Origin of the sequence: Pseudomonas sp. FDAARGOS_380 (assembly GCF_002591235.1) — a bacterium.
GTDB classification, from domain to species: Bacteria; Pseudomonadota; Gammaproteobacteria; order Pseudomonadales; family Pseudomonadaceae; genus Aquipseudomonas; species Aquipseudomonas salmasensis.
On record NZ_CP023969.1, the window covers coordinates 4899812 to 4925053 of the forward strand.

Annotated in this window: 24 protein-coding genes and 1 tRNA gene; 15 read left to right on the plus strand and 10 right to left on the minus strand. The window is 58.9% G+C overall.

What is annotated here, in order from left to right:
• Positions 1-33 precede the first annotated feature (33 nt).
• From CRN80_RS23045 to CRN80_RS23060, 4 genes are all read right to left on the minus strand, one after another.
• The gene (locus CRN80_RS23045; RefSeq protein ID WP_032897096.1) at positions 34-456 is read right to left on the minus strand and encodes a YqaA family protein; all 423 of its coding nucleotides are present in this window, start codon (positions 454-456) and stop codon (positions 34-36) included.
• A 3-nt stretch (positions 457-459) separates the two neighbouring features.
• Positions 460-906, minus strand: a complete 447-nt coding sequence (locus CRN80_RS23050) for a DUF411 domain-containing protein (RefSeq protein ID WP_032897098.1) — start codon at positions 904-906, stop codon at positions 460-462.
• Positions 907-999: 93 nt separating this feature from the next.
• A complete protein-coding gene (locus tag CRN80_RS23055; RefSeq protein ID WP_098951345.1) occupies positions 1000-1458 on the minus strand; it encodes an SRPBCC family protein in 459 nt (152 codons plus the stop codon).
• A gap of 133 nt (positions 1459-1591) precedes the next feature.
• Positions 1592-2587 carry an aldo/keto reductase gene (locus tag CRN80_RS23060; RefSeq protein WP_098951347.1) on the minus strand — a complete coding sequence of 332 codons (996 nt, stop codon included), beginning with the start codon at positions 2585-2587 and terminating at the stop codon, positions 1592-1594.
• A 114-nt stretch (positions 2588-2701) separates the two neighbouring features.
• Here CRN80_RS23060 and CRN80_RS23065 point away from each other — a divergent pair, with 114 nt between their 5' ends.
• Positions 2702-3613 (plus strand): LysR family transcriptional regulator, encoded by a 912-nt coding sequence (locus CRN80_RS23065; RefSeq protein WP_098951349.1) that lies wholly within the window; start codon positions 2702-2704, stop codon positions 3611-3613.
• Here the strand turns inward: CRN80_RS23065 and CRN80_RS23070 are convergent.
• Positions 3610-4515 (minus strand): AraC family transcriptional regulator, encoded by a 906-nt coding sequence (locus CRN80_RS23070; protein WP_098951350.1) that lies wholly within the window; start codon positions 4513-4515, stop codon positions 3610-3612. The genes CRN80_RS23065 and CRN80_RS23070 overlap by 4 nt on opposite strands.
• Positions 4516-4618: 103 nt before the next feature.
• Between CRN80_RS23070 and CRN80_RS23075 the strand changes: the two genes are divergently transcribed.
• Genes CRN80_RS23075 through CRN80_RS23095 form a run of 5 tightly spaced genes read left to right on the plus strand, consistent with a single transcriptional unit; the run spans position 4619 to position 9024 of the window.
• On the plus strand, positions 4619-5179 hold the full coding sequence (locus CRN80_RS23075; protein ID WP_032897108.1) for a carboxymuconolactone decarboxylase family protein: 561 nt from the start codon (positions 4619-4621) through the stop codon (positions 5177-5179).
• 39 nt (positions 5180-5218) lie between these two features.
• Positions 5219-6280, plus strand: coding sequence for an acyl-CoA dehydrogenase family protein (locus tag CRN80_RS23080; protein WP_003191576.1), 1062 nt, complete (start codon positions 5219-5221; stop codon positions 6278-6280).
• The gene (locus CRN80_RS23085; protein WP_098951352.1) at positions 6277-7080 is read left to right on the plus strand and encodes an ABC transporter ATP-binding protein; all 804 of its coding nucleotides are present in this window, start codon (positions 6277-6279) and stop codon (positions 7078-7080) included. The genes CRN80_RS23080 and CRN80_RS23085 overlap by 4 nt, the downstream gene beginning before the upstream one ends.
• Positions 7067-8266: an ABC transporter substrate-binding protein gene (locus CRN80_RS23090; protein ID WP_098951354.1), complete on the plus strand. Its 1200-nt coding sequence runs from the start codon at positions 7067-7069 to the stop codon at positions 8264-8266. Before CRN80_RS23085 ends, CRN80_RS23090 begins: the two co-directional genes overlap by 14 nt.
• Positions 8263-9024, plus strand: coding sequence for an ABC transporter permease (locus CRN80_RS23095; RefSeq protein WP_098951356.1), 762 nt, complete (start codon positions 8263-8265; stop codon positions 9022-9024). The genes CRN80_RS23090 and CRN80_RS23095 overlap by 4 nt, the downstream gene beginning before the upstream one ends.
• A gap of 73 nt (positions 9025-9097) precedes the next feature.
• Here CRN80_RS23095 and CRN80_RS23100 read toward each other — a convergent pair whose 3' ends face one another.
• Both CRN80_RS23100 and CRN80_RS31840 read right to left on the minus strand, forming a co-directional pair.
• A complete protein-coding gene (locus tag CRN80_RS23100) occupies positions 9098-13927 on the minus strand; it encodes a membrane-targeted effector domain-containing toxin (RefSeq protein WP_138183567.1) in 4830 nt (1609 codons plus the stop codon).
• Between the two features lie 224 nt (positions 13928-14151).
• Positions 14152-14283: a hypothetical protein gene (locus CRN80_RS31840; protein ID WP_256557817.1), complete on the minus strand. Its 132-nt coding sequence runs from the start codon at positions 14281-14283 to the stop codon at positions 14152-14154.
• Between the two features lie 172 nt (positions 14284-14455).
• Here CRN80_RS31840 and CRN80_RS23105 point away from each other — a divergent pair, with 172 nt between their 5' ends.
• Positions 14456-14650 (plus strand): hypothetical protein, encoded by a 195-nt coding sequence (locus CRN80_RS23105; RefSeq protein ID WP_014718591.1) that lies wholly within the window; start codon positions 14456-14458, stop codon positions 14648-14650.
• Positions 14651-14660: 10 nt separating this feature from the next.
• Here the strand turns inward: CRN80_RS23105 and CRN80_RS23110 are convergent, their stop codons facing one another.
• Positions 14661-15041 carry a hypothetical protein gene (locus tag CRN80_RS23110; RefSeq protein ID WP_003191568.1) on the minus strand — a complete coding sequence of 127 codons (381 nt, stop codon included), beginning with the start codon at positions 15039-15041 and terminating at the stop codon, positions 14661-14663.
• 238 nt (positions 15042-15279) lie between these two features.
• On the opposite strand from CRN80_RS23110, the gene CRN80_RS23115 reads away from it, so the two are divergent.
• The 3 genes from CRN80_RS23115 to pgeF all read left to right on the plus strand — a co-directional run bounded on the left by CRN80_RS23115 (position 15280) and on the right by pgeF (position 18812).
• Positions 15280-17559 carry an acylase gene (locus CRN80_RS23115; protein ID WP_098951359.1) on the plus strand — a complete coding sequence of 760 codons (2280 nt, stop codon included), beginning with the start codon at positions 15280-15282 and terminating at the stop codon, positions 17557-17559.
• Between the two features lie 214 nt (positions 17560-17773).
• Positions 17774-17847: transfer RNA gene (locus CRN80_RS23120), tRNA-Cys, on the plus strand.
• Between the two features lie 233 nt (positions 17848-18080).
• Entirely contained in the window at positions 18081-18812 is a 732-nt protein-coding gene (gene pgeF / locus CRN80_RS23125; protein WP_098951361.1) for a peptidoglycan editing factor PgeF, read from the plus strand.
• A 93-nt stretch (positions 18813-18905) separates the two neighbouring features.
• Here pgeF and CRN80_RS23130 read toward each other — a convergent pair whose 3' ends face one another.
• On the minus strand, positions 18906-19475 hold the full coding sequence (locus CRN80_RS23130) for a DJ-1/PfpI family protein (protein ID WP_032897123.1): 570 nt from the start codon (positions 19473-19475) through the stop codon (positions 18906-18908).
• A gap of 465 nt (positions 19476-19940) precedes the next feature.
• Between CRN80_RS23130 and CRN80_RS23135 the strand changes: the two genes are divergently transcribed.
• On the plus strand, positions 19941-20660 hold the full coding sequence (locus tag CRN80_RS23135) for an META and DUF4377 domain-containing protein (protein WP_256588538.1): 720 nt from the start codon (positions 19941-19943) through the stop codon (positions 20658-20660).
• A gap of 435 nt (positions 20661-21095) precedes the next feature.
• Here the strand turns inward: CRN80_RS23135 and CRN80_RS23140 are convergent, their stop codons facing one another.
• Entirely contained in the window at positions 21096-22037 is a 942-nt protein-coding gene (locus CRN80_RS23140) for an aromatic alcohol reductase (RefSeq protein ID WP_098951364.1), read from the minus strand.
• Between the two features lie 96 nt (positions 22038-22133).
• Here CRN80_RS23140 and CRN80_RS23145 point away from each other — a divergent pair, with 96 nt between their 5' ends.
• The 4 genes from CRN80_RS23145 to CRN80_RS23160 all read left to right on the plus strand — a co-directional run bounded on the left by CRN80_RS23145 (position 22134) and on the right by CRN80_RS23160 (position 25215).
• Positions 22134-22583, plus strand: a complete 450-nt coding sequence (locus tag CRN80_RS23145; RefSeq protein ID WP_044274169.1) for a helix-turn-helix domain-containing protein — start codon at positions 22134-22136, stop codon at positions 22581-22583.
• A 122-nt stretch (positions 22584-22705) separates the two neighbouring features.
• Complete coding sequence (locus tag CRN80_RS23150) at positions 22706-23314, plus strand: LysE family translocator (protein WP_044274166.1); 609 nt, start codon at positions 22706-22708, stop codon at positions 23312-23314.
• Between the two features lie 566 nt (positions 23315-23880).
• Positions 23881-24138 (plus strand): hypothetical protein, encoded by a 258-nt coding sequence (locus tag CRN80_RS30970; RefSeq protein WP_138183568.1) that lies wholly within the window; start codon positions 23881-23883, stop codon positions 24136-24138.
• Positions 24139-24231: 93 nt separating this feature from the next.
• On the plus strand, positions 24232-25215 hold the full coding sequence (locus CRN80_RS23160; RefSeq protein WP_098951368.1) for a GlxA family transcriptional regulator: 984 nt from the start codon (positions 24232-24234) through the stop codon (positions 25213-25215).
• Positions 25216-25242 lie beyond the last annotated feature (27 nt).

A 25242-nucleotide genomic window follows, 5' to 3' on the forward strand; every position in this document is an offset into this window, starting at 1 on the left:
CTGTGAGAAATGACAGTGGCGACGGGCGGTCAACTACCGAGTAATGAGCGCCAGCACGCCATAACGCACGCCCTTGGCCAGAGTCACCAGCAGCAAAAACCGCCACCACGGCTCACGCATCACCCCAGCCACCAATGTCAGCGGGTCACCAATAATCGGCACCCAACTGAGCAACAACGTCCAGTGCCCCCAGCGCGCGTAATGGCCGCGAGCCTTGTCCAGCTGCCTGGTGCTGACCGGGAACCAGCGTCGCTCTTTGAAGCGTTCCACCGAGCGGCCCAGCAGCCAATTGACTACCGAGCCCAGCACGTTGCCCAAAGTCGCTATGCCCAGCAGCAGCCACAGGTTGTAATGCCCGCTGAGCAGCAGGCCCACCAACACGGCTTCCGATTGCAGGGGCAATAACGTCGCCGCGCCAAATGCCGCGGCGAACAGCCCCAGGTAACCCATCAACACCGGTCAGTGAGCCGGGTAGTCCGCTACCACCACGTCTTTGCCCTCACGGGTAAGGCCTATGACTTGATAGGCCTCGCTGCGTCCATCCACTTCCATGCCTGGCGAGCCCAAGGGCATGCCCGGTGCGGCAAGGCCCAGCAGGTCGTCGCGCTTGCGCAGAGCCAGGACCTGTTCGGCGGGCACGTGGCCTTCGACGAATTTGCCGTCGATGACCGCTGTGTGGCACGAGCCAAGGCGTGGCGCGACGCCCAGGCGTTGTTTCACCGCGCTCATGTCGGCTTCAACGTGGTCGTTGACCTTGAATCCGTTGCTTTCCAAATGGCTGATCCATTTTTTGCAGCAGCCGCAGTTGGCGTCGCGGTGGACGTCGATGGGGATCAGCTCGGCGGCCTGGGCCAGGGTGGTGGTGAACAGGGCACTGAGCAGGGCCAGTCGCAATGGGGTTTTCATCGTGGGTCTCACTGAAGGCGCGGCAATAAGCCGGGCATTCTCCCTGCTTTTGCGGGCGTGTTTGCATTGTGACGCCGTTGTAATGTTTCTAAATTATACGAAGCCCTGGTTTTCCAGCCTTTGCTTGAGCCTGTCCAATGCAATCGCCGATAACGTGACCATGCGCTCATGCAAAGACGCCAGTTGCAGTTCGGTCTCGTAAGTCAGCACCCGCTTGAACAGCGTGCCTCGCTGATGAGCGCGCAAGAAATAATGGATGGAACCGTCAACCGCCAGGGAGGTGAACATGGTCTTGAATTCGCTGGGGCGGCGGGCGATTTGTACGCGGTAACTCATGGGGACGCGTATGCCCAGCAGGTCGATGATTTCGGTAAAGCGCGTGCCGACCGGTAATGAACCGGTGGTGCCGGTGTCGGCGCTGAGGGAGGTGGGGTGCCACTCGTGCCAGCGGTCGGGCTGGGTGACATAGTCATAAACCGCGTCGATCGGCGCCTGGATGAAGCGCTCCTGACTGATCTGCTCCAAGCGGACCGAATGCTCAGTCGCGTGCATGACACACCTCCTGTGTGGCGGTTTTTACACTAGGAGCTGTGAGAATAGTCTGACTCCTGCGCTTTGCACGGGAGTCGGCAGGCCGTTCATCAATCCCGCTCAGAACGGCCCGCACAAAGGTTTTCAGCAGGCGCTAGATATCCAGCATGGCCAGCACTTCCTTGGGGTAACGCAGTCCTGCGGCTGCATCGGCAGGGAAAATCGCATCCAGGGCAGCCAGTTCTTGCGCGCTGAGGGAAATCGACACCGCCTCCACATTCTCTTGCAGATAGGTGCGCCGCTTGGTGCCGGGAATCGGGATGATGTAATCGCCTTGGGCCAATACCCAGGCCAGCGCCAGTTGTCCGGCCGTCACACCTTTGTCTGCCGCCAGGGCCTTGACCTGTTCGACCAGCTGCAGGTTTTTCGCAAAGTTCTCGCCCTGAAAGCGCGGGCTGAAGCGCCGGTAATCATCAGCACCGAAATCATCCGGACTTTTCAGCGCGCCGGTTAGAAAGCCACGGCCCAACGGGCTGTACGGCACAAACGCGATGCCTAGGCGTTGGCAGGTGGCGAGGCAGCCGTTGTCTTGCTGGTCACGGCTCCACAGCGAATATTCACTTTGCAGGGCGCTGATAGGATGGACCTTATGCGCTCGTTCCAGGGTAACGGCAGACGCCTCGCTCAGGCCCAGATAGCGAACTTTGCCCTGTTTCACCAGGTCGGCCATGGCGCCGACGGTTTCTTCGATGGCCACGTCCGGGTCGATGCGGTGCTGGTAGTACAGGTCCAGCGTATCCACCCCGAGGCGTTGCAAGGTGCCGTCGATGGCGTTGCGGATATAGTCGGGCCGGCCATTCACGCCGCGTACTACGGGGTTGGCGGGGTCGCGCACGATCCCGAATTTGCTGGCCAGGAAGACCTGGTCCCGCTTGCCAACGATGGCCTTGCCGATCAATTGCTCATTGGTGTGCGGGCCGTACATGTCAGCGGTGTCGAGAAAGTTGACGCCCAACTCTAAGGCGCGGTGCAAGGTTGCAGTGGCCTCGGTGGTGTCGGTGCCGGGCGTGTAGAAATCGGTCATGCCCATGCAGCCAAGGCCAATGGCAGACACATGCGGGCCGTTTTTACCGAGTTGTCGAGTGTGCATAGGGGCGCTCCTTGTGATGAGGGCCCATTGTTGCCCTTGAAAAAATGCAGATAAACCCGCTAAAAGTGCTATCACTGTTTGTAATATCTAAACAATCCTTGCAGGAGCACTCTTTTGGATCGTTTTAACGCCATGCGCGTGTTTACTCGGATTGTCGAATTGGGCGGGTTTGCCAAGGCCGCCGACAGCCTGCAATTGCCACGCGCCTCAGTGACCATTTTGATCAAGCAATTGGAGGCCCATCTCGGCGTGCAACTGCTGCAGCGCACCACACGCCACGTCAGCCCGACCCTGGATGGCGCGGCGTACTACCAACGTTGTGTGCAGTTGCTGACCGATCTTGAGGAAACCGAGGCGGTGTTTTCCACGCAGCGCCAGAACCCCCGCGGCACCTTGAGTATCGATATGCCCTCAGGCATTGGCAGTTTGATCGTGATTCCGGCTTTACCCACATTCACCGCCCTGTACCCGCAGATCGAACTGGAGATCGGCCTCAACGACCGCCCGGTAGATCTGATACGCGAAGGCGTCGATTGCGTGTTGCGCGGTGGTCCGGCCCTGGACGAATCGCTGGTGGCGCGCCCCTTGGCGATGATGGAACAACTGACCCTGGCCAGCCCCGCGTACCTTGCGCGCATGGGCACGCCCTTGTGCCTTGAGCAGTTGGCGGGTCACCAAATGGTCGAGTACGTTTCCAGTGCCAGCGGTAAACGGTTTGGCCTGGAATTTCTGCTGGGCAGCGAGTTGCGCCCGATCAACCTGAAGAAGGTGGTTGCCGTAAACAGCTCCGCCGGTTACTTCGCTGCGTGCGAAGCCGGCTATGGGCTGATCCAGGCGCCACGTTATCACGCGCTGCGCCAACTGGCCGAGGGCACGTTGGTGCAGGTGCTGGCCGATGTAGCAGTACCGAAAATGGCGCTGACAGCGTTGTACCCGCCCCATCGGCAGTTGTCGCAGCGGGTGCGGGTGTTTGTCGATTGGCTGGTGCAGTTGTGCGCCCGGCCCGGCACGGGTTTACACGGCTAGGCTTGCGCCCTGCGATAGGCGCCAGGCTGTTGCCCGGTGACTTTATGAAAGGCTCGGGTAAACGCCGCCACCGACTGATACCCGGCCGCCAGCGACACCTCGGCCACGGTCTGGTCCGCCTTGAGCAACCCACAGGCGTGGCGCATGCGGATCATCAGCAGTACTTGCCCGGGTGACTGCCCGCACAATTCGCTGAAGCGCTTGAAAAACGCCGAGCGCGACAACCCCGTGCAGTCCGCCATGCTTTCCAGGCTCCAGGGCTCGGCGGGGCGGGCGATCAATTGCTCCAGCAAATGCGCAAACGCAGGAGCCCGGCCTAGCGCCGCCAGGCCGCCAAGCTCGGTGTTGTCGAGCACTTGCTGACGCAACACATACAGGAACAGCAGGTGGCACAGGCGCTCCAGCAAAGCGGAAGAGGGCGCCGGCGTGCGTGCGCATTCTTGCAGGATCAATTCGAACAGGTTGCGTGCAGCCATCAGCGACGGGTCGCCGGCGCGCAGGATGATCCAGCTGGGGAGGGTGTCGACAATGAGTGTCGACAAGCCGGATTGGAAGTGAAAGAAACCGCAGACTAATCCCACTCCGTCGGTGGCCGTACTGTCGAGGGGCAGCATTGCGCGGCGTGGGCACTCCTGGGCGCCGGCTGCCGTGGCTTGGCCGGACAGGCGAAAAGCAAAGTCTCGCAGCAGAAACACCGCGTCACCATTATTCAGGTGTTGTGGCCTTGGATCGCCGTCGATATGCAGCCAGCATTCGCCCTGCACGATCAAGTGGAAGCTCGCCTGTGCCAGGCCGTGGGTGCTCGCGTGCCAGTCACCGCAATAGCGGCCGACGTGAAACAAGCTGGTGTTGAGTTCGAGGCTATCTAATAACCAATCGACAAGGACGCTGGACGAATTCATCTAATGGAAAGACTCAAGAGCAAGTAATCGCTACTTTAGCCTATTGAGCGCTTTTTTTAGAACCAACAGACTGGGGCATTCAAACCCAACAGGAGTCCACTTCATGTCCCGCGTACCGCTGCTCACCCCCGAAACTGCCCCGGAGGCCGCCAAACCCTTCCTGGAAAACGCGCTCAAAGGCTCGGGTTTTATTCCTAACCTGCTGGGGGTATTGGCCAACGCACCGGCTGCGCTGGAAACCTACATCACCGTCTCCGGCTTGAATGCGAAGGCCGAGCTGAGCCTGGCCGACCGTGAGGTGGTGCAGCTGATTGCCGCCACCAGCCACGGGTGTGATTTCTGCGTCGCCGGGCACACCGCAGTTGCCCGCAACAAAGCCAAGCTGCCGGAGGAAGTGATCGAGGCCCTGCGCCGCCGCGGTGAATTGCCTGACGCACGCTATGAGACACTCGCCGCCTTTACCCGTGAAGTGATCGCCACCCGTGGGGATGTGAGTGACGCAGGCTTCGAAGCGTTCCGCGCTGCCGGCTACACCGACGGCCACGCGCTGGAAGTCATCCTGGGTGTCAGCCTGGCAACCCTGTGCAACTTCGCTAACGTGTTTGCCCGCACCCCGCTGAACCCGGAGCTGGCGCAATACCGTTGGGAAAAACCGGCCAACTGATTCGGCGTTGGCCCACCTGCTGTAAAAGGAGAGACATGAATGCTTGACCCAATCTTGAGCCGTTGGCTCGATGTTCAAGCGCAGGCCCTGGACGTGGGCAGTTGCGATCCACAGGAAGTGCTGCCGCGGCTGGCAGAAGCCAATATTCTGAAAATCGGCGTGCCCACTCAATTGGGCGGCCTGGGCGGTGATGTGGCGGGGGCGGTCGAGGCCATCGCCAATGTGGCCAGCCATTCCCTGGCGGCGGCGTTTGTGTGCTGGGGCCAGCGCTCGTTTATCGAGTACTTGCTGCAGAGCCCCAATCAGCGCCTGCGCGAGCAACTGATGCCAGACCTGCTCAGCGGCAAGTTGGCCGGTGCCACCGGGCTGTCGAATGCGATGAAGTTTCTGTCGGGTATCGAAACGTTGCAGATCAGCGCCGAGCCCAACGACCACGGTTGGACCCTCAACGGTCGCCTGCATTGGGTGACCAACTTGCGCAAGAATGGCTTTGTCGCTGCAGCGGCCATCGAGCATGCGGGCGGCGGCGCGCCGTTTATCCTTGCGATTCCGGATTCGGTGGCCGGGTTGCAGCGTTCACGCGACCTGGAGCTGCTCGGGCTGCAATCGAGCAACACCGCAGCGCTTGGCCTGGAAGGCGTGGAGCTGAGTCGCGAGTGGTTGCTGCACGAGGATGCGCGCAAGTTCCTGCCCGCGGTACGCCCGGCGTTCCTGGGCTTGCAGTGCGGCATGTCGATTGGCTTGGCCCGGCGTTCGCTAGCCGAAGTGGCTCACCATTTGGGTGCCAGTCGCACCGTACTGCGCGAAGAGTTGGAAGCCCTGCGCGTGACCCTGGATCATCTGGTCAGCGAGCTTAAAAACGGGCTGTTGGCCGGGCGTTTTACCGCCGAGCCTATACCGCTGTTCAAGCTGCGCATCGCCTTGGCCGAAACCGCCGCCAGCGCCGTGCAGCTTGAACTGCAAGCCAGCGGTGGCAAGGCCTATTTGACCGCCCACGGCAGCGGCTTTGCCCGGCGCTGGCGCGAGTCGGCCTTTGTGCCGATCGTAACGCCCAGCCTGGTGCAACTGCGTACCGAGCTGCATCGCCAGGCCAATCTATGAGCCAGGCGGTATTGACGGCCCAGGGTATTTGCCTGGGGTATGGCAGTGGGCCGGTGCTGCAAGGCTTCGACTTGCACTTGCAACCGGGCGAAGTGGTGTCGATCCTGGGCCCTAGCGGCGTGGGCAAATCCAGCCTGCTGCGGGTGCTGGCCGGCTTGCAGGCACCTCAGGCGGGCCGTATGCAGGTATTGGGCGAGCCATTGAGCGGCCCGCATCCGCGCGTGGTGGTGGCCTTTCAAGACCCGAGCCTGCTGCCTTGGCTGACCCTGGAAAAGAACGTTGCCTTCGGCCTGGATTTCGCCCGCCAACCGCACTTGAGTGTTGAAGAGCGCCGCCGGCGTGTCGACCACGCCATTGCGGCGGTAGGGCTGGAACCTGCGCGCCAGCAGTTCCCGGCGCAATTGTCCGGTGGCATGGCCCAGCGCACGGCATTGGCTCGCTGCCTGGCGCGTCAGCCGCAAGTGTTGCTGCTTGATGAACCCTTCGGCGCGCTGGATGAAGTGACTCGCGCCGATATGCAGCACCTGTTGCTCAAGGTCAATCGTGAGCAGGGCTCGGCGGCGGTATTGATCACTCACGACATCGACGAAGCGCTGCTGCTGTCGGACCGCATCCTGCTACTGGGTAACCGCCCGGCGCGGACGCTGGGCGAGTGGGCTATTGATTTGCCGCACCCTCGGGAAGAACAGGTCGAGGCCATCGGTGCGCTGCGTATCGAGATTTTGAAAACCTTACGGCAGGCGAGCCGCCCTCAACCCAACCCCCTTGAACAACAGGAGTTTACCCATGTGTCTGGATGACCTGACCCACTCGCGCCGTGACTTTCTAAAGCTTTCCGCTGTGCTCAGTGCCGCCGGCGCCTTGCCTCTGCTGAGCAGCTTGCAGGCGCGTGCCGCCAACGAGCCCGACGCGCCGGTGCGCATTGGCTACCTACCTATCACTGACGCCACGCCACTGCTGGTGGCCCACAACAACGGCCTGTTCGAAGCCGAAGGCATCAAGGCCGAGCGCCCGGTGTTGTTGCGCAGTTGGGCCCAGGTAATCGAGGCGTTTATCTCCGGCCAGGTCAACGTCATACACCTGTTGTCGCCGATGACCGTATGGGCGCGCTATGGCAGTAAGGTGCCAGCCAAAGTTGTGGCGTGGAACCATGTGGGCGGTTCAGGCTTGACCGTATCGCCAAGCATTACCGACGTGAAGCAACTGGGCGGCAAGTCGGTGGCGATTCCGTTCTGGTACTCGATCCATAACGTGGTGGTGCAGCAACTGTTCCGCGATAACGGCCTCACCCCGGTCACTCGCGCCACCGGCAGTTCGATTGCCGCCAATGAGGTCAACCTGATCGTGTTGCCGCCCTCGGACATGCCTCCGGCTTTGGCCAGCAAACGCATCGACGGCTACATCGTCGCCGAACCGTTCAACGCCCTGGCAGAAAACCTCAAGGTCGGTCGTGTGCAGCGCTTTACTGGCGACGTGTGGCGCAACCATGCCTGCTGCGTGGTGTTCATGCATGAGCACGACCTGGCCAACCGCCCGGAGTGGTCGCAAAAGGTGGTGAACGCCATCGTCAAGGCTCAGGTGTGGACCCGTGACCACCGCGGTGAGGCGGCGCTGCTACTGTCCAAGAGCGGCGATAACCGTTACACGCCCCATGCCGAGCCGGTGTTGAGCAAAGTTCTGGCGCCGGCTGCCAGCGACCGGGACGCCTATTTGAAAAGCGGCGCGATCCAGCATGCCAACTGGGACGAGCATCGCATCGACTTCCAACCGTACCCGTTCCCCAGCTACACCGAAGAACTGGTGCGGCGCTTGAAGGACACCTTGATCGAAGGCGACAAAAAATTCCTCGCCGGCCTGGACCCAGCCTTCGTGGCCAAGGACCTGGTAGACGACCGCTTCGTGCGCAACGCGATCGAAGCCGTGGGCGGCATGCAGACCTTCGGTTTGCCGGAAGGCTATGAGCGGCACGAGGAGATCGGCGTTTGAACAACAGCAGAATCCCCGGCTGGTGGCTGGGGCTGAGTGGCTTGGCGGGTTTGCTGCTGCTGTGGTGGCTGGGCGTGAACGTGTTTGGCGAGGCCGATGGCCTGTCGGCGCGCTTTTCCCTGGCGGCCACCGCCAGCAGTCTGTGGGAATTGCTCGGGCGCGGTGAGTTGTACCTGCATATCGCCGTGAGCCTGAAGCGTATTTTTGTCGGGTTGTTTCTCGCGTTGTTGGTGGGCGTACCGCTCGGGTTGCTGGTGGGCAGTTCGCGTAACCTGGAGGCGGCGACCACGCCGGCGTTCCAGTTTCTGCGGATGATATCGCCGCTGTCCTGGATGCCGATCGTGGTGATGCTGATGGGCGTGGGCGACCAGCCAATCTACTTCCTGCTGGCCTTTGCCGCCGTCTGGCCGATCATGCTCAACACCGCAGCGGGCGTACGTCAGCTCGACCCGCGTTGGTTGCAGTTAAGCAAGAGCTTGAGTGCCACGCGTTGGGAGACGTTACGCCGGGTGGTCATTCCAGGCGTGGTGGGGCATGTGCTGACCGGCGTACGCTTGGCCATCGGTATCCTGTGGATCGTGCTGGTGCCTTGCGAAATGCTTGGGGTCAGTGCGGGGCTGGGGTATTACATTCTCGACACCCGTGATCGGCTCGCTTACTCGGAGTTGATGGCGATGGTGCTGGTGATCGGGGTGCTGGGGTTTGCGCTGGATGCGTTTGCGCGTGGGTTGCACCAGCGGTGGGTGCATGGCGGTTGATGGCTTGAACGTCGCCATGTGAAGCAGCCGACGTGCCACGTTGGGGCGCGAGCCCCAACGGTTTACCCGGTGCTTACGCTTTTATGTCAATCTGCAAATCGCCGACAGTGTCATCTCTGCTGGATATTCTCACTGAGGTGTCACGGGTAGCGCCCGCTTTACGGCCTCCACTGTGGGCGATATCCGATTTTTGATAGACGCCAATACCGATGCCACCGGTTAACTCCGCGATACCATAAACACCCTCGGCCGTATTCATATGCGAGCGGCCTACCAACACCACGGATTTTCCGCCGAGTTCATTTTTCATTATCTGCCTGGCACCGTAATAGTTCACTTCCTCAAGACGTTGCTTGGACAATGCCAGATACTCGGGGGAGTTTTTATCAAGTTTACCCAGGCCTTCGAAATAGCCAGGAGTATCGGAGTGCCTTGTCAAAAACTTGTGCTCAAGCGGCAGTAATTCGATTCCATATTTTTCGGCTTCCGTTATCAGTTCCTCATAGATTTTTTCACCCCCGGGTCGTCGCTTCAGAGCGTGTCGGAACGAACGATCGTCTAGCAGGCCATACGGGTCGAGTGTCGTACCTTCCAGGTAAATGGCGCTGACGCCCTTTTCATGGAATGTTTTCATTCCGTCGCGTAGTGCAATCAGGCCTGCAACTTCAGTGTGATCTTCTCCCAGCACCAGTACATCGGTATTTTCCAACGCCTTTTCAAATGTCTGGTTGGGCGTCAGTGCATCCTCGATATCAGGCACTGTTGCAGCGCGCGGCCTCTCGCCCTTGGCCGCGTCTTGTAAATAACCGCTTTTCTCCAATACAAACTTTTCCCGTGTCTGTTTAATTCTATTGGGTGTGAAATGATCCAGGACCAGATAACCGTTCGTGCTGCGGCTCGTCGCGTATTCGTCCTCGGGTAGCGGCACCCTCTTGACGGCCTTGGAGGGGCGAGACGCCCTGCTTAGTGGGTTATGACGTACGCCATTGCGGCTGCTCGTCGTCGTATCATGCAGGTTAGGCGAGGGCGGCATCAGTAGATCCGCCGGGGAAAACTCCCTGGCCGCGCCGTAGGGCTTTTGTGTCATCGCATCGTAGGCATACCATTTGCCGTTGTGCTTGATGGCCGAACCTTGCACCTGTTGCTCACCGACTTTGAACAAGCCCGTCGCCGCAGCTTCATAACGCGTGCTCGCTTTAACCAGCTCACCGCCTGTGGCCATGCCGCGCACTCGTTGAACACCCGCGCGGGCGGCGCTTGCACCTTCCATCAGTACTTTGCCTGCGCCTATCGTCAAGTCACCCAGACCACCCAGCGGGTTGAATGCGCTGAAGGCGGTCGCCCCAATGATTCGGCCGCTGCGGGCGACTTTGGCGAGCGCATTGCCGGTTTTTCCGACGGCTTTTGCCAACTTTCCGACCATGGCCACGCCCGCAGTGAGGAAGCCGAACAAATCAAACGTCAAGTCTATGGCACCGTCCTTTATGTTGCCGTTGCGAAAATGGGTAATGGCGGATCTGAGGGGGATAAGATCCAGCAAAAATTCGCCTATCGTGGTGAGGGTGTCACGCTGTTGTTCCCTGGCCGTTCTGCCTTCGGCCAGGCGCCTGACGGCGTCACTGTCGATCCCCAGACCCTTCACGACCGTTTCTGCCACCTCCTGAATTCGATGGTTTTGGAAGTGGTTCTGATTACTGCCGTGATACAGCGGTTTCTCATGCTCGAAAGAGGTATTGGCTGGATTAGGAGAATACTCCTCGACCCTGATGACTTCGTCCGAGAAAGTGACGGGTTTGTGGTCGGCTGGGTGTGATCCAGTTTTTTGAATGGTGCCTTTCTCGGTGTCAAACAAGTACGACTGCTTTTTCCCATTGAGCTCGGTTTGCACTCGAATCGTGGCGCTCGAATGGAACAGTTTTTCACCGACAAATGGAATGTAAGAGACCCTGTAGGAATTTTCTTTGAAGAACCGGATTTTGCCGTAGTTAAGTTGGGTTCGGTCCTCCAGAGGCAAGTGCGTGATAGCGTTCATCACCAGATCTTTGTTGATGTCTTTGTAAAGGTTGGTGACCTCGGTGAATTTTTTGTTGAACTCGCTCACAACGTTGTATTGAGCTTTATCACGAGTGAGCGCGACAAAGTCGTCAAACGTTTGCTTGCTGATTGTGGCGCCATCCGTGCGTTGCCAATACTCATCGAGTTTCATCCCTTCCATGGTGAGGTCCAGCATTGAATGGGCGGGGCCGAATCGAGGGCCGATGGATTCATGCCCGTAGTTGATGCGCAGGCATTTTTCTTCAAAATCGATATCACCGCCGAATTTCTCTTTGAGCAGAGCCAATGCCATGGCCCTTCGATTGGGCATCGGTGTTTCAAGCCGTTCGGACATGACTTTCAAAGCATCCAGTTGCCGGTTGAACACCGTACGGGCGTATTCGATGTTCTCTTGGGTGTAATCCCCACTTGGGTCGACATGGGTAATTTGATTGGCGACTGCCCAGTCCATCAGCACCGCTTTCTGTACCGCTTCGCTGGCCGGCGGTGTGTCTTCGGCTGCCAGCATGACTTCACCGAAACTCATCGACGCAGCCTTGCCAGGCGTTTGTGCTTCGATGCGGGCGACTGCCAGGCACAGATTCGCCCACGCCATGCTGCCGACAGTGACGATGGCAGGAATATCTTTGACCAAGAACTGAGGGGCGACACGTCCCAACAGCAAGCGCGCGCCCAATGCAGCTGTCTGCGTGGAGGTCTTGCCGCTGGTACTCAGGTGCTCCGCCAGGGCGCTGATAATGTCTGAGGGCGGCTTGTTCCAGAATGTATCGGCAGCGAGATCGAAGCCTGCGACACGGCTTCCACTGGGGTGGTCGATGGACTCGTGATCAAGCCCCAAATGGATCGCCGCCAATACGTAATCGTTGATACTGCTGTGGGTGGCTATGCCATTGATCTTGTTTTGGATCGCTTCGCCCAAGGCCTTGTAACGGGGCGAGCCGAGCAGTTTTTCCAGCGCTTTGGCGGGGTCTTGCATGTCGGTTGGCGACAGCGATACGGCGCTGGCCAGGTAGTCCAATGCGCCCCAGCTGGGATTTTGCAACGGCAAGCCCTCCAGGCCGGCGCTGTTGCATGCGACCACGTTGAACAGTTCGCGTTGGTTTTCAACACTCAGGGGCAGTGGCCATGACAGGGCGCCTGCGAAATTGCCCAAGGGGTGCTGCTGCGCTCGAACGTTCGCGGTTTGCGCCAAGGCCAGTAGGTCGTCGAGGGTCTTGGGCAATGGCAAGCCGTTTTCAGTGAGGAACGCTTCAACGCTTACGGACATGCCAGGTGCGCGTATATAGGATTGGTAATGGCCGGAGTCTGGCGCGATATTCATCGGCGTTTTTTTCAAAATGGCCGACACGTCCCGCGCTGTGGGTTTTTCCGGCAATGTCTGGATGGACTCGTTGAGTGTTTGAGCCAGGTATTGCCAGTTTTTCTGGTTCCCAAGGCTTTGGTCCAGCGCCTGGCGAGCGTCCTGATTGTGTGATCGGCTGTCCAGCCATTGCGTGCGCGTCAACAAGGCGTTATCGCCGTCGAAATGCCACCCTAGGTCGGCGGCTTCATGCAGGCCTCTCTCAGTCAACAGGTGTCGCCAAGGGTCTACTAATATCGGTTCTTGGCTTTGCGAGTCATATAGCGCTTGTAGTTCGTTGCTCACCTGTTGTCGCTGGCGCTCCAACAATTGCGGTACACCTGCTGCAATCACGTCAACCTTCACCGGGGAGAGGTTCTGGCTCAGATGAGTTTGCCAGTCATCTTTCAAGCTCCGCTGAACTTCTATAGGCAGGCTCTGTAGTAATTGCTGCGCGGCATCGGGGTCGTCGTTGATGCGTTGACGCAGTGCCGCAAGTGCCTTGGCCGGGCTGTCGAATGTTTCGTAGCCATCGCGGGGGGTGTAGAGCACGGTCAGCCCTTGCTGTTGGCCAGGCAGCAGGGTCCGATCGGTTTGCGCGCTATTGAATGGGCGTGTCGCTGACGACCCATCGCTGCTGGTGATCAGGAAGGCACCCGCCAACAGGCTGCCGGCCGGGCGTGGCACCTCGAGCTTGAGCGGGTAGACGCCAGGCCGGTCTCCCTCTTTCATCGCGCGTTCCCGAGCCTCCAGGGTCGGGTATTCGAATGCCTTGTCGATCAAAGATTTGGCTGCGGGCGTCAACGCACCGTCTTCCACTCCCAAGGCCGCCAGAGTGGAGAGCATCTCTCGGTGGATAGCCAGCAACTCGTTTTGGGGGGACTCAGGGTTGGGTTCGCCCGTGCGTGGCTCGGTCCAGAATCGGGCAAGGCTCAGGGGCAGTTGTTTTTCGATGGTTTGTGCAATTGAAAGCAGGGTGTCGCGAGTCTGCAATTGCTGGGTGCTTTCGCTTGGCGAATCGCTGCGGTAAAAGCCGACTTCCATGCCGACGGTACTGGTCGAGGGCTCAGCGTCGGGAGATGTCTTGAGCTGGCGCAACGCCTTGAATAGCGCCTCGGTGATGCCTTCCACCGAGACCAACGTGCGCTGGCCCTGCTCATCGGTGTGATAGCGGTGTACATACAGCGACGAGACGTCCAGGGGAGGCGTAATGCCTAAACTGCGGGCGAGTTGCTGCTCGATAACACTGCTGAGCGTCGGCTGGCGTAGCAGCAGTGCCTGGATGTCCTGATTGAGTTGCTGGTATTGATTGAGCAATAGGCGTTGATCAGTTATTTGCAGGCCCTTGATCAGGTCAGAGCGAGTCGCGCTGGCCGGCACGATAGCCTCTACCTCAGGAGCAGAAGGCGTTTGGGCCGAGGGTGAGATTTGTGGGGTGTGAGAAGCCTGGGTGGTTTCATCGACGCAGACGTCTCGGCGCAGGCGAGGGTGGGCGATACCTGTCAGCAAGTGAGTTATTCCGATTGCATTGGCCCAGGCGTCCTGATGGTAATCCGAGGGATGATTCTTCCTTAGTTGGGCCTCGGATAATTGGGGTGAAAGCGTCGGAAGGTTCCGAGCAGGCCCGCTGAAATGTTATTTACGAATATGTACCGCCCGTGGCGGCAATGCTGGGCTGCCCAGCTTGCCGCACGCAGTGTCTACGTAGGGTCAGGTAAATTTGATGGAGGGGATCAGCGCCGTTCGTAACCGCGGCCGCCGTCATCGTGGTGATCATGCCAACCACCGCCGCGCGGGAAGAAGAAGCAGCCGCTGATGCTCAGCATGATCAGAAGGGGAACTAGCAGCACGAGTCGTCGAAGCATTTAATGATCCTCAAGGGAGCCTTACAGAGTCAGTCAGGCGCCGGACAAGCCAAAACTATTGATCGCCTGTAACATAAGACCCCGCCGACCCCGTGCCATCCCCAGAATTGGGTATGTGCTTGGCATGCGCGGCGATACACAGTGGATACATTCTCAAGTTCAGGAACTTGTCATGACCCAAAAGCAACGCTTGAAATACTCGCTTCTGATTGCCCTGGCGGTACTGGGGGCGATGTTCGGCCTGTCTTATCTGCAGAACACAGGCGTGATCAGCGAAAAAACCTTTCAGTACCTGGCGATTGCGATTGCCGTGGTGGTCGTGGTGATCAACGGCATCATGCGCCGCAAGGTCAAGCCTAACTTCTGACGGGCGTCAGTCAGGCACGGCTTTCAAGGACCTTGGCAGCCTCTTCATGGAGGCTGTAGCTCTTGTCGGCGTTGAGGGTGATCACGCCCTCGCTGCACAGACGCTTGAGCACCTCGCGCACGCTTAGAAACGACAACGGAATGCCCAGCTCCAGCAAGTGGCTGTGCACGCCGCGGACCCCGAGGGTGCGCTGGTTGTCGGCGGCTGTGAGGAGGGCGTCGATGACCTTCAGCCGGATCAGGCTGGTGCGCAAACCGAAACACTTGAGCAAATGGCGGATGCGCTGGTTGCCCTGCTGTTCGGGCGCGTTGCCGAACGCCTGTGTGCCTTTGCCAAAGTGAGTATCTGTGGCCTTTGAATGTCCATCCGTGGGCACTTGAGGGTTATACATGCAAAAACTCCTTTTCAGAGCCTGATCAGGAAAAAGATGGTGCTCTTGAGTAATAAGACGAACGAGTGACGCAAATCATGAAACGACGGATGTAGAAAATTTGTCGGTATCGGGTTTGTCACTTTTCAAGCGCTGACGATATACAGCCGTGTGCGGCTAAATTATTCCGGTCGATGTGCGTTCTTACGGTGGGGTAACCATCCCGTGTGAGGGTGTTCAATTTGACTGTGGAGTCGGCGTGATTATTTCCAACGGGTTGTCCAGAGTGGGCGTGGCAGGGCTGTTGCTGGGGCTGAGCCTGGCCGCATCGGCACGGGAACAAATGACGCAGGCGTCGGCGGATATCCGCCGTACCAGTTATGGCGTGCCGCATATTCGCGCCGTTGATGAGCGCGGGCTGGGGGTGGGTATGGGGTACGCCTATGCCCAGGACAACCTGTGCCTGTTGGCCAATGAGGTGACCACGGTCAATGGCCAGCGCGCCAGGTTTTTCGGGCCGGACCAAGCGACCCTGGAGGAGCGCAACAACCTCGCCAGTGATGTGTTCTTCAACTGGCTGAATACACCCGAGGCCGTGGCGGCATTCTGGAAAGCCCAGACGCCAGCGATGCAGCAGCGCATCGAAGGGTACGTGGCTGGCTACAATCGTTATCTAAAGGAGCAGGGCGCCCCCGCGCAGTGCCAGGCCGCTTGGGTACGGCCCTTGGTGAAGGAAGACCTGGTCAAGTTGACCCGTAGGCTATTGGTAGAAGGGGGCGTCGGTCAATTCGCCGAAGCCTTGGTGGGGGCTGCACCACCCCTGGCTACCGCCAGTGTGCAACTGGGTACCAAAGCCTTTGCACAGGCCGCAACCAACCAGCAGCGCTTCACCCTGGACCGAGGCAGCAATGCCGTTGCCGTGGGCCGTGACCGCTCATTCAATGGCCGTGGGATGCTGCTGGCCAACCCGCATTTCCCTTGGGTGGGCGGCATGCGTTTTTACCAGATGCACCTGACCATCCCTGGCCAGTTGGATGTGATGGGCGCCGCACTGCCAGGGTTGCCCGTGGTGAACATCGGCTTCAACCGGCATGTGGCGTGGACCCATACCGTGGACACATCCAAGCATTTCACCCTGTACCGCCTGACCCTCGACCCCAAGGACGCCACCCGTTACCTGCTGGACGGCAAGTCCATCCCCCTGGATAAAACGGCGGTAACGGTACAGGTCAAGCAAGCCGACGGCAGCCTAAAGGCGGTGAGCCACACCGTCTTTAGCTCGCAGTTTGGCCCCGTGGTGCAATGGCCCGGCAAGCTCGACTGGGACAGCCACTACGCCTTCAGCCTGCGCGACGCCAACCTGGGCAACGACCGGGTGCTGCAACAGTGGTACGCCATGAACCGCGCTGGCAGCCTCAAGGAATTGCAAAACTCGGTGCACACCCTGCAAGGTATCCCCTGGGTCAACACCCTGGCCGCCGATGACCAGGGCCAGAGCCTGTACATGAACTTGTCGGTGGTGCCCAACGTCAGCGCCGCCAAGCTGGCAACCTGCAGCGACCCACGGGCCGGCCTGCAAATGATCGTGCTCGACGGCGCCCACAGCGCCTGCGCCTGGGACATCGACCCGCGCGCGGCCCAGCCCGGTATCTTCCCGGCCGACCAGTTGCCCCAACTGCAACGCACCGACTACGTGCAGCACTCCAATGATTCTGCCTGGATGGCCAACCCCAAGGCCCCGCTGAGTGGCTTCTCGCCGGTGATCAGCCAGGATCACATCGGCCTCGGCCCGCGCGCGCGCTTCGCGCTCCAGCGCCTGCAAACCCTTGAGAAACAGCCGATCAGCATCACCGACCTGCAAAATATGGTCATGGACAACGAGGTGTACCTGGCAGGCCAAGTCATGCCGGACTTGCTGACATTCTGCGCCAACCAACTCGGCACCGACGCCAATGCGCTGCAACCGCTGTGCACCAGCCTGAAAAACTGGGACCAGCGCGCCAACCTCGACAGCGGCGTAGGCCTGGTGCACTTCATCAACCTGATGCAGCACTTGCAGCCACTCCCCGACGCCTGGCGCGTGGCCTTCGATCCGGCCCACCCCCTGACCACCCCAAGCGGCCTCGCCATCGACCGCGCCCCGGTCGCCAAAGCCCTGCGCGAAGCCATGCTGGCCTCCAGCGCAGAGGTCGGCAAACTGGGCCAGACCCGCTGGGGCGATATCCAAGTTTCCGGCCAAACCCCAATGCACGGCGGCCCGCAAGAACTGGGCATCTACAACGCCATGCAAACCGTGCCCCGTGCCGACGGCAAACGCGAAGTCGTCAGCGGCACCAGCTACCTGCAAATCGTCACCTTCGACGACAAAGGCCCCAACGCGCTCGGCGTATTGGCATTCTCCGAGTCCAGCAACCCAGCGTCCGCCTACTCAAAGGACCAGACCCAAGCCTTCTCCCAGAAAAAACTGCGCCCATTGCCCTTCACCGAGGCCCAGATCAAGGCCGACCCGCACTACCAAATCCACACGGTGAAGGAGTAGGGCAGACGCGCAACCCCTTGATGCCAAGGCAGAATATTTTTTGAAATCAAGGGGTTGCAGGCCTAGGCAAATGAGTACATAATGGCGCCCATCGAACGCAACGAAGCATTAAAAACTTCAATGTATTCAATGAGTTAGAGTAGAGGCAAGCTTCACATAGCCCACTCAAGTTTGTATGCGGTGAATGTCAGCAACAAGGGCATTGATCGTTTGAGGCCGAGTAGCAAAATGGTTATGCAGCGGATTGCAAATCCGCCTACGCCGGTTCGATTCCGACCTCGGCCTCCACTCTTAGAAACCCCGTAGATTAACGTCTACGGGGTTTTTTATTGCCTTCGATTTAGTCATCGCTTCCGCAATTTTTCGGATCGTTTGCGCAACCCTGCCTTTTTTCAGCAAATTTGAGACGCCGTTAAACGTGCGCTCACCTCATCCGGAACACAGAGTTCTATGCGAACTTGACCCATTCCTCTTACGGATGATATGCCGGTACCCGGATTGCCATCGATAGGATCTGCTCCATGACCTACCTGTCTTCGTTGCTGTTCGAGATCCCTGGCGTGGACCACGGTTTCGAGACTTCGGGAAATTTAACGCTGCCGGAAGGAACACTTTACTGTGCTCAGGTTCACGGTACGCACATCGTCGATGCTGACGGGAAAGGGCGAGATGAACGTCCTGTCGCCGATGCACTATTCTCGAGAGGAGCCCAGGGTGCGATAGCGATCATCACTGCCGATTGCTTGCCGGTTCTGGTTGCTTCGGTTGATCAACCACTTGTAGCGGCAATCCACGCCGGATGGCAGGGTTTGAAAGCAGGCATTCTCGGTCATTCGATCAGCCGGCTAGAGAAAGAAGGTGCTTCTCTTACGGGATTGAGAATAGCGATAGGCCCATCTATCGGCCCTTGTTGTTATGAGGTGAGCAGGAAGTTTGTCGAAGATATTGAACATGCCGACAGCCATCTCTGGCAAAACGATTCTGCGCCGTGGACCCACCATCGTGCGCCACCGGCAAGTGCGCCTTGGGTCGAACCTGAGATCACACATAATGAAGCCTGGTTTGATCTACGCAAATATGCGCTGCGCCACTTGGTGGCGAGCGGTGTGAGTATTGAACAGATTCAGGTGCTCCAACATTGTACTTATTGCCACAGCGCTGATCTGGGCAGCTATCGGCGGCGAAGCCATCAAGTCGAGGCTAAATCCTTCCAGTATTCTTGGATAAGACGTTCTCGGGATCCGGTTTCTTGAATGGCGATTTCAGCCGTTCATAACAGGCAAAAATTGTCCATGGGCGGCCACTCGAACACATCACCTAGCCGGCTGTTTTGTAAGGCGGCGCAGTCACCGATGCTCCGCTGCCAACATTGATCTGAATTGAGAAGTGGTCTCGCAAGATAGCCCGGCAGCTTCGAACACTGCGCAGGTGAAGCTAACGGGTGCAGGGCCTGGAGCAGTGATGACGCGGTCTGCAACCACAGCCACTGGACTGCTTCGATAAAGCGCGCGCCCCTCATAACCTACGGCATTCTGTTGCAGGAAGTCAGCGCTGTTCGATGTATGAGCAACGGTGTCGAGAAGGCTGGCCCTGGCAAGTGCCAGCGTTCCCCCGCAGATACCGGCAATTGTCGCTCCATTTGAACGGCTCGCATGAAGAAACTCTCGAATATCGGGTGCTTCTGCACGCTCCCAGACCATTCCTCCAATCACGACTACAACGTCCGGCTTCCAGTCCAGACATTGTTGCAAACTGCTATCGACCGTTACCGCCAATCCACCCTGCGAGCGAAATTGCCCCGTAGCAGAAGCGAAAAACCTGACGTCGATCCCGTAAAACGCAGACGCAGTTCCAGCAATGAAAGCGTATTCCCAGTCCGCAAAACCGGGTGTCAGTATCAATCCCACACGTGGCATCAGTCAGAATCCTCCATGAATGCCAATAAGATAGGGCGACAACACAGCTACATCAAGGGCAGCCGGCCGGTTATGACTGACTGCTTTTGGCCGAGGCATCGGTACATCCTTGAGATAAGCTACAGGTATAGGCAACTGAGTACAGAATTGCGCCCATCGAACGCAACGAATCATTACCGCCGTCGCCCTCATTGCGTGAAACTGATCGAAGCAAATGATGTCCGATTGCTATCGGCCAAGGACGAGGTCCGCCAAGCACGCATTGGGTCTAGGCTCAGTAAGGTCTCAAGCGACCTCCTCACGCCGTTTTAGCCGCGCGCTTATCCTGCCAGCGCAAGATAACGCCCGCACTCATCAAAGCTGACAGAGTGACCCATGAAACAAAAAATTCTTCTTGTAGCCGTGTGTGCTGCACTCATCCAAGGCTGTGCCGCCCCTTCCAAAAGCCATGAAGAATCACCTTCGATGCCAACTACCTCAGCCGCTGTAGCCCAGCCAACCTTATCTGCTTACGACTGGAGCCTGGTCTCGGCAACGGATGCGTCGGGCAAGCCTCTTGTGGCGATGAACAAAGGCATCGAGCGCAAGTTGCGCGTTGCCTTCGGTGACAAAAACCTGAGCATCAGCGGCGGCTGCAATCGGCAGTTCGGCGGCTATCGCTATCAGGACGGGGTTGTGAAGGTGCAGCCACTGGCCTCTACGTTGATGGCCTGTGACAAGAGCCTGATGGACCTTGACGCCCAAGTAGGGCGCCTGTTCAAGGGCGATCTGCGCGCGGTGATCACCGGCGACAACATGGCGCCGATGCTGCAACTGACGACAGCGGACGGCTCGGTGCTCAAGCTGCAAGGTGAGGCCACCCCGCAGACCCGCTACGGTAGCGAGGGTGAGGTCAAGTTTCTGGAAGTGGCGGCCAAGACGGTCAAGTGCAGCCACCCTTTGATCCCGAACTATCAATGCCTGCAAGTGCGCGAGCGTCGCTATGACGACGCAGGCCTGCAACTGGCGACCCAAGACACCTGGCATCCGCTGTACCAGCCTATCGAAGGCTTTGTGCATCATGACGGCGTGCGCACTGTGTTGCGGGTCAAGCAGTACGAATGGAAGAATCCGCCAGCGGATGCCCCTTCGACGGTCTACGTGTTGGATATGGTGGTCGAGCAGGACGCTTCTGGCAGCAAATAAGCTCGCGCAAACCCCGTAGATTAGCGTCTACGGGGTTTTTTTTTTGCCTGTGGTTTACCTGTTTTTCGACGAGTGACACGTCTAGATCAAGGGTTATAGCCCGATTGGGGGTTGTCACCTGAACTTTTGCCGACTACCCTGAAAATGTTTGAATTATTACAAATAATTTCGGTGTGGCTGTTTTTCGGTCACACGGCTTCAGGACGAGGAACGAAAGATGTTTTCACATGAAGGTACTGCGCTAGAGCTATTGGTCTTGGTTTTTGGCGTCACCGGGTTGTTGTTGGTCGCCTGGTTTATTCACCATCAATACGAGCTCAGGTCGCGAAAGTATGTAAAAAAACAACATACCTCTGGGCAGCAGCGTGAAGCTCAAAGCCGCTAACCGTCCCTTCACCTGTGCCAGCCTTTACGGCTGGCCTCACAATCCGACTTTCAATGGTCTGCAAGGTTTTCCCGAGCCCACTGCTCGGCAGTGGTGACCGGAATCGACTGTTGCTCGTTGAAGGTAACCGCCTTAGGCCAGGCCACACCTTTACCTTGTGCGAATACGGCACGGTACTTCTTGATGTGGTGTGTGGGGTCTTGCTCCAGTGCCTGCATGAGGTAGTCAACCGTCCACACGTTGCGCTTGAACGGGCGATCCAGAACACGCTCCAGCATGCTCGCAACCTGCTCATAGGTCACGGTGTCGCCGGCGAGGTAGACAATCTGATTGCGCAGGCGCGGTTCGAAGAACACGATTTGCGCTGTCAGCGTGCCGATGTCGTCTGGCGTGGTGAGCGTCACGCTGTTCTCCAGACTGCCCAGGGCGTTGACTGTGTTGTTGTCGAAGTCGACGACCTCGAACACCGGCTCGAACAGGAAGCTGGTGAACATGCCTGTCGAGATGATGACCCATTCAGTGTTGTCCTGGGCGCGCAGCAACTCGCGCACATCGAGCTGAGCATCGAACAGATCCTGGGGGCTGCCCCGGCCAATCACTTCGAAATCCACGCCGAACTGCCACGGGAAGTAGCGCTTCACGCCGGACTTGAGCGCGGCGGTCGCCAGCTTCATCGGGGTTTCTCGGCCCGCGACCATGCCCGCGCAGCCGATCACGGTATCGAAGCGTGCGAAGACCTTGGCAAGTTGATCGATTGAGTCGTTCACCAGGTCTGCGGCGACCATCTGAATGCCCAGGCCGCGCAGCTCATCGATCTCTACCTTTTTTTCGGGCACTTGCGTGTTGATGGTCGACTCCCTTAGCAACACGCTGAGGGCGGAGCCGGGCGCGCGTTTGGCCTCACGCGCCAGGTTGCGCAAAACCGGCAGGCCGAGCTCGCCGGCACCTAGAACAAGGATCGATTGAGAGGGAAGTGGGGTCATTTCAGGCATGATTTCTCCGCAGACCTGTTGGCGATAAGATGAGCCCATGCTGGCACGATTCGGCAGCGCTCATAAGAAGGCACACGGGTGATACCAGGGGTAGAAATGACCGATCATGAAACGCTCAGCCAGGCAGAAGTTATCTGCCAATCGCTCAGGGAAGAGGACGATGGCGTCAGGCGTGAAGTCCTGGCTCACGCCGGTAGCCGCTGGTCACTGGGCATTCTGCATGCGCTGGGTGTGTACGGTGCGATGCGTCATGCCGAGATAAAACGGCAGATGACAGGTGTGACTCAGCGCATGTTGACCAAGACCCTACGCGCCATGGAGCGCGACGGCCTGTTGGTTCGGCGCGAGTTCGGTGAGATTCCGCCCCGCGTCGAGTACGAGCTGACGCCCCTGGGCCGAGAGCTTTTGATTCGCATGTCGCCTATCTGGACCTGGGTGGTGGAAAACGTGGAGGACTTTCGTAAGGCTCGGCGTGTTTTCGACAGTCAGGAGGGCAAAAAACCGGCATGGCAGGTTCCCACACCGGTTCCGGATGCGCCTCGGTAAGCGCAACTTCTCGATGAAGGCTGTGCAAGTGTATGCCTCGATACACCCCTAGCTGTACGGGGCGCAGCGCGCCATAACCCACTACTGTCGCAGGCACATCACCACCGCTTGGATGCCGCGCCATGTTCATGTCTACCAGCCTGTTATCAGCCTTCGTGCTGTTCGCTTTCGTCTCTTCGATCACCCCAGGGCCCAACAACACCATGTTGCTGGCCTCAGGCGTGAATTTCGGCTTTCGCCGTTCGATGCCCCATGCACTGGGGATCAGTATCGGCTTCATGCTGTTGGTGATTTGTGTGGGGCTGGGCTTGGGCGAGGTGTTCAAGCTGTTCCCGTGGGCTTACACATTGTTGCGTTATGTCGGCGCCGCGTATTTGTTGTACCTGGCGTGGAAGATTGCCAATGCGGGCGGCATGTCTGACAACCCGGATGAACACGGTAAGCCGATGACCTTCCTCGGTGCGGCGGCCTTCCAGTGGGTCAACCCCAAGGCCTGGATCATGGCGCTGGGGGCGATCACCACGTACACGCCGGCCGAGGGTTATGTCACCAATGTGCTGGTGATCGCCCTGGTATTTGCAGTGGTCAACCTGCCGAGTGTGTGCGTGTGGGTGGGGTGTGGCAGCGGCTTGCGTAACCTGTTGCGTGAGCCGCGCTGGTTACGGATGTTCAACTGGTCCATGGCCGGGCTGTTGGTGTTGTCACTGTATCCGATGCTGTTTTTGGGCTGAGGTGGCGTAGGTAACCACGATGCGAAGCGAGTCGCTCTTGCTCTTGCTCTTGATCTGCTTTTGATCTGAAGCGCCCCGTTAAACCCCGCTGGCCGGAATTCGACAGGGATTTGGGGGGTAAACCGGCAGGGATGCCGGTTTAGCCGCCCCGCGCCATGGATGGCGCGTGGCGGCGGCCCCTCAAATCACTGGCGGATTACGGGCACACCGAGCCTAGGCGAGGTGCCGAGGGGTGGGGCAAGAGCGCTTTGGTTACTTTCGCGCTTTTCGAAAGTGACCCGCCGTCAGGCGGAACCCTAAATGGCCGTTACCTCAGCAATGGATATGTACACAATCCAACTGTATTGACCGCCAGGCCGCCTTCGCGAGCAAGCCCGCTCCCACAGTTTGGACCGCGGGGTGTCAGGTAGAGAAGTGTCGGCTGATAGGCCGCCATCGCAGGCAAGCCCGCTCCCACAGTTGGATTGCAGGGTGTCATGGAGATAGGCGTCGGCTGTCAGGCCGTCACGGGAGCAAGCTCCCTCGCCACACTAATGCGGGCTTAGACCGGCGAGATGGTCGCCAACATGCCGATGCCAATGGTCAACACCAAAAAGCCAAACAGGAAAATTGCCATCTTGGTCATAAGGCCTCCGAGGGGAAGGGGACGACAGGAATGTCGGGATGGGGCTATTGTCCGCCTTAAGGGCTTTTCAATACAGGCGCAGATCGAAAAGAAAAAACCGTATCAGATCACCGCGCAGCGCCTGGGCCGTGGCTTTTCAAGCGAACAGCTTTTATCAAGATCAGCGCCATGGCCGGTGCACGCCTTGAGCGCCACCTGAGACAGACACGGCATTTGCCCCTAAGATAGCGCCCACTGCACAACAATAAGCATGGGCCGACCCTCGATGGAAAGACGCCAGTTCAGCGGTGGCATGCAAGGCAAGAACCTGCGCTACCTCAGTGATAACCCCCAGCAATCAACCTCGGTCTCCCGTGTCGGTTTCCTGCTGCTCGAACACTTCTCCTTGCCGGCGTTTACCCAGACCCTCGATACGCTGGTGACCGCCAACCTGTTGCGCCCCGATCTGTTCGCTACGCGCACCTTCGGCTGGGGTGAGGGCGAAGTCATCAGCGACCTGGGCCTGGTCATTCGCCCGGATGCGAACCTGATGCTGGCGAGCTTGCAGGACTTGGACCTGTTGGTGATCTGCGGTGGTTTTCGTACCGAACTCAAGGCCAGCGAGCCATTTATCCATTGGCTGCGCAGCGCGGGTGAAGCGGGCGTGCGACTCGCCGGTTTGTGGAACGGCTCGTGGTTCCTCGGGCGTGCGGGGCTGCTGCAGGGTTACCGTTGTGCCATCCATCCCGAACATCGCCCGGCATTGGCCGAAGTGTCCAAGGCGGCGCAGGTCACCAGCGAGCCCTACGTGATCGACCGCGACCGCCTCACCGCGTCCAGCCCCTCGGGGGCTTTCCATATGGCCTTGGACTGGATCAAGAGCCTGCATGGCAAAGCCTTGGTCGAAGGCATCGAAGATATCCTGGCGTTCGAAGAGTCGCGCTACCGCCGTATCAAACCCACTGAAAATATGTGTGTCAGCGCGCCGTTGCGCGAGGTGGTGAAGTTGATGGACGCCAACCTCGAAGAACCCCTGGAACTCGATCAACTCGCCGTCTACGCCGGCCGTTCCCGCCGTCAGCTGGAGCGCCTGTTCAAAGAACAGCTGGGCACCACGCCGCAGCGCTACTACATGGAACTGCGCGTCACTGAGGCGCGACGCCTGTTGCAGCACACCGAGTTATCCCAAGTGGATGTGCTGGTGGCGTGCGGGTTTGTCTCGCCGAGCCATTTCAGCAAATGCTACAGCGCGTATTTCGGCTATCGCCCCTCGAAGGAGAAGCGGTTGGTCAAGTAGCCTGGCGTGTGTAGAAAGATTTTCACA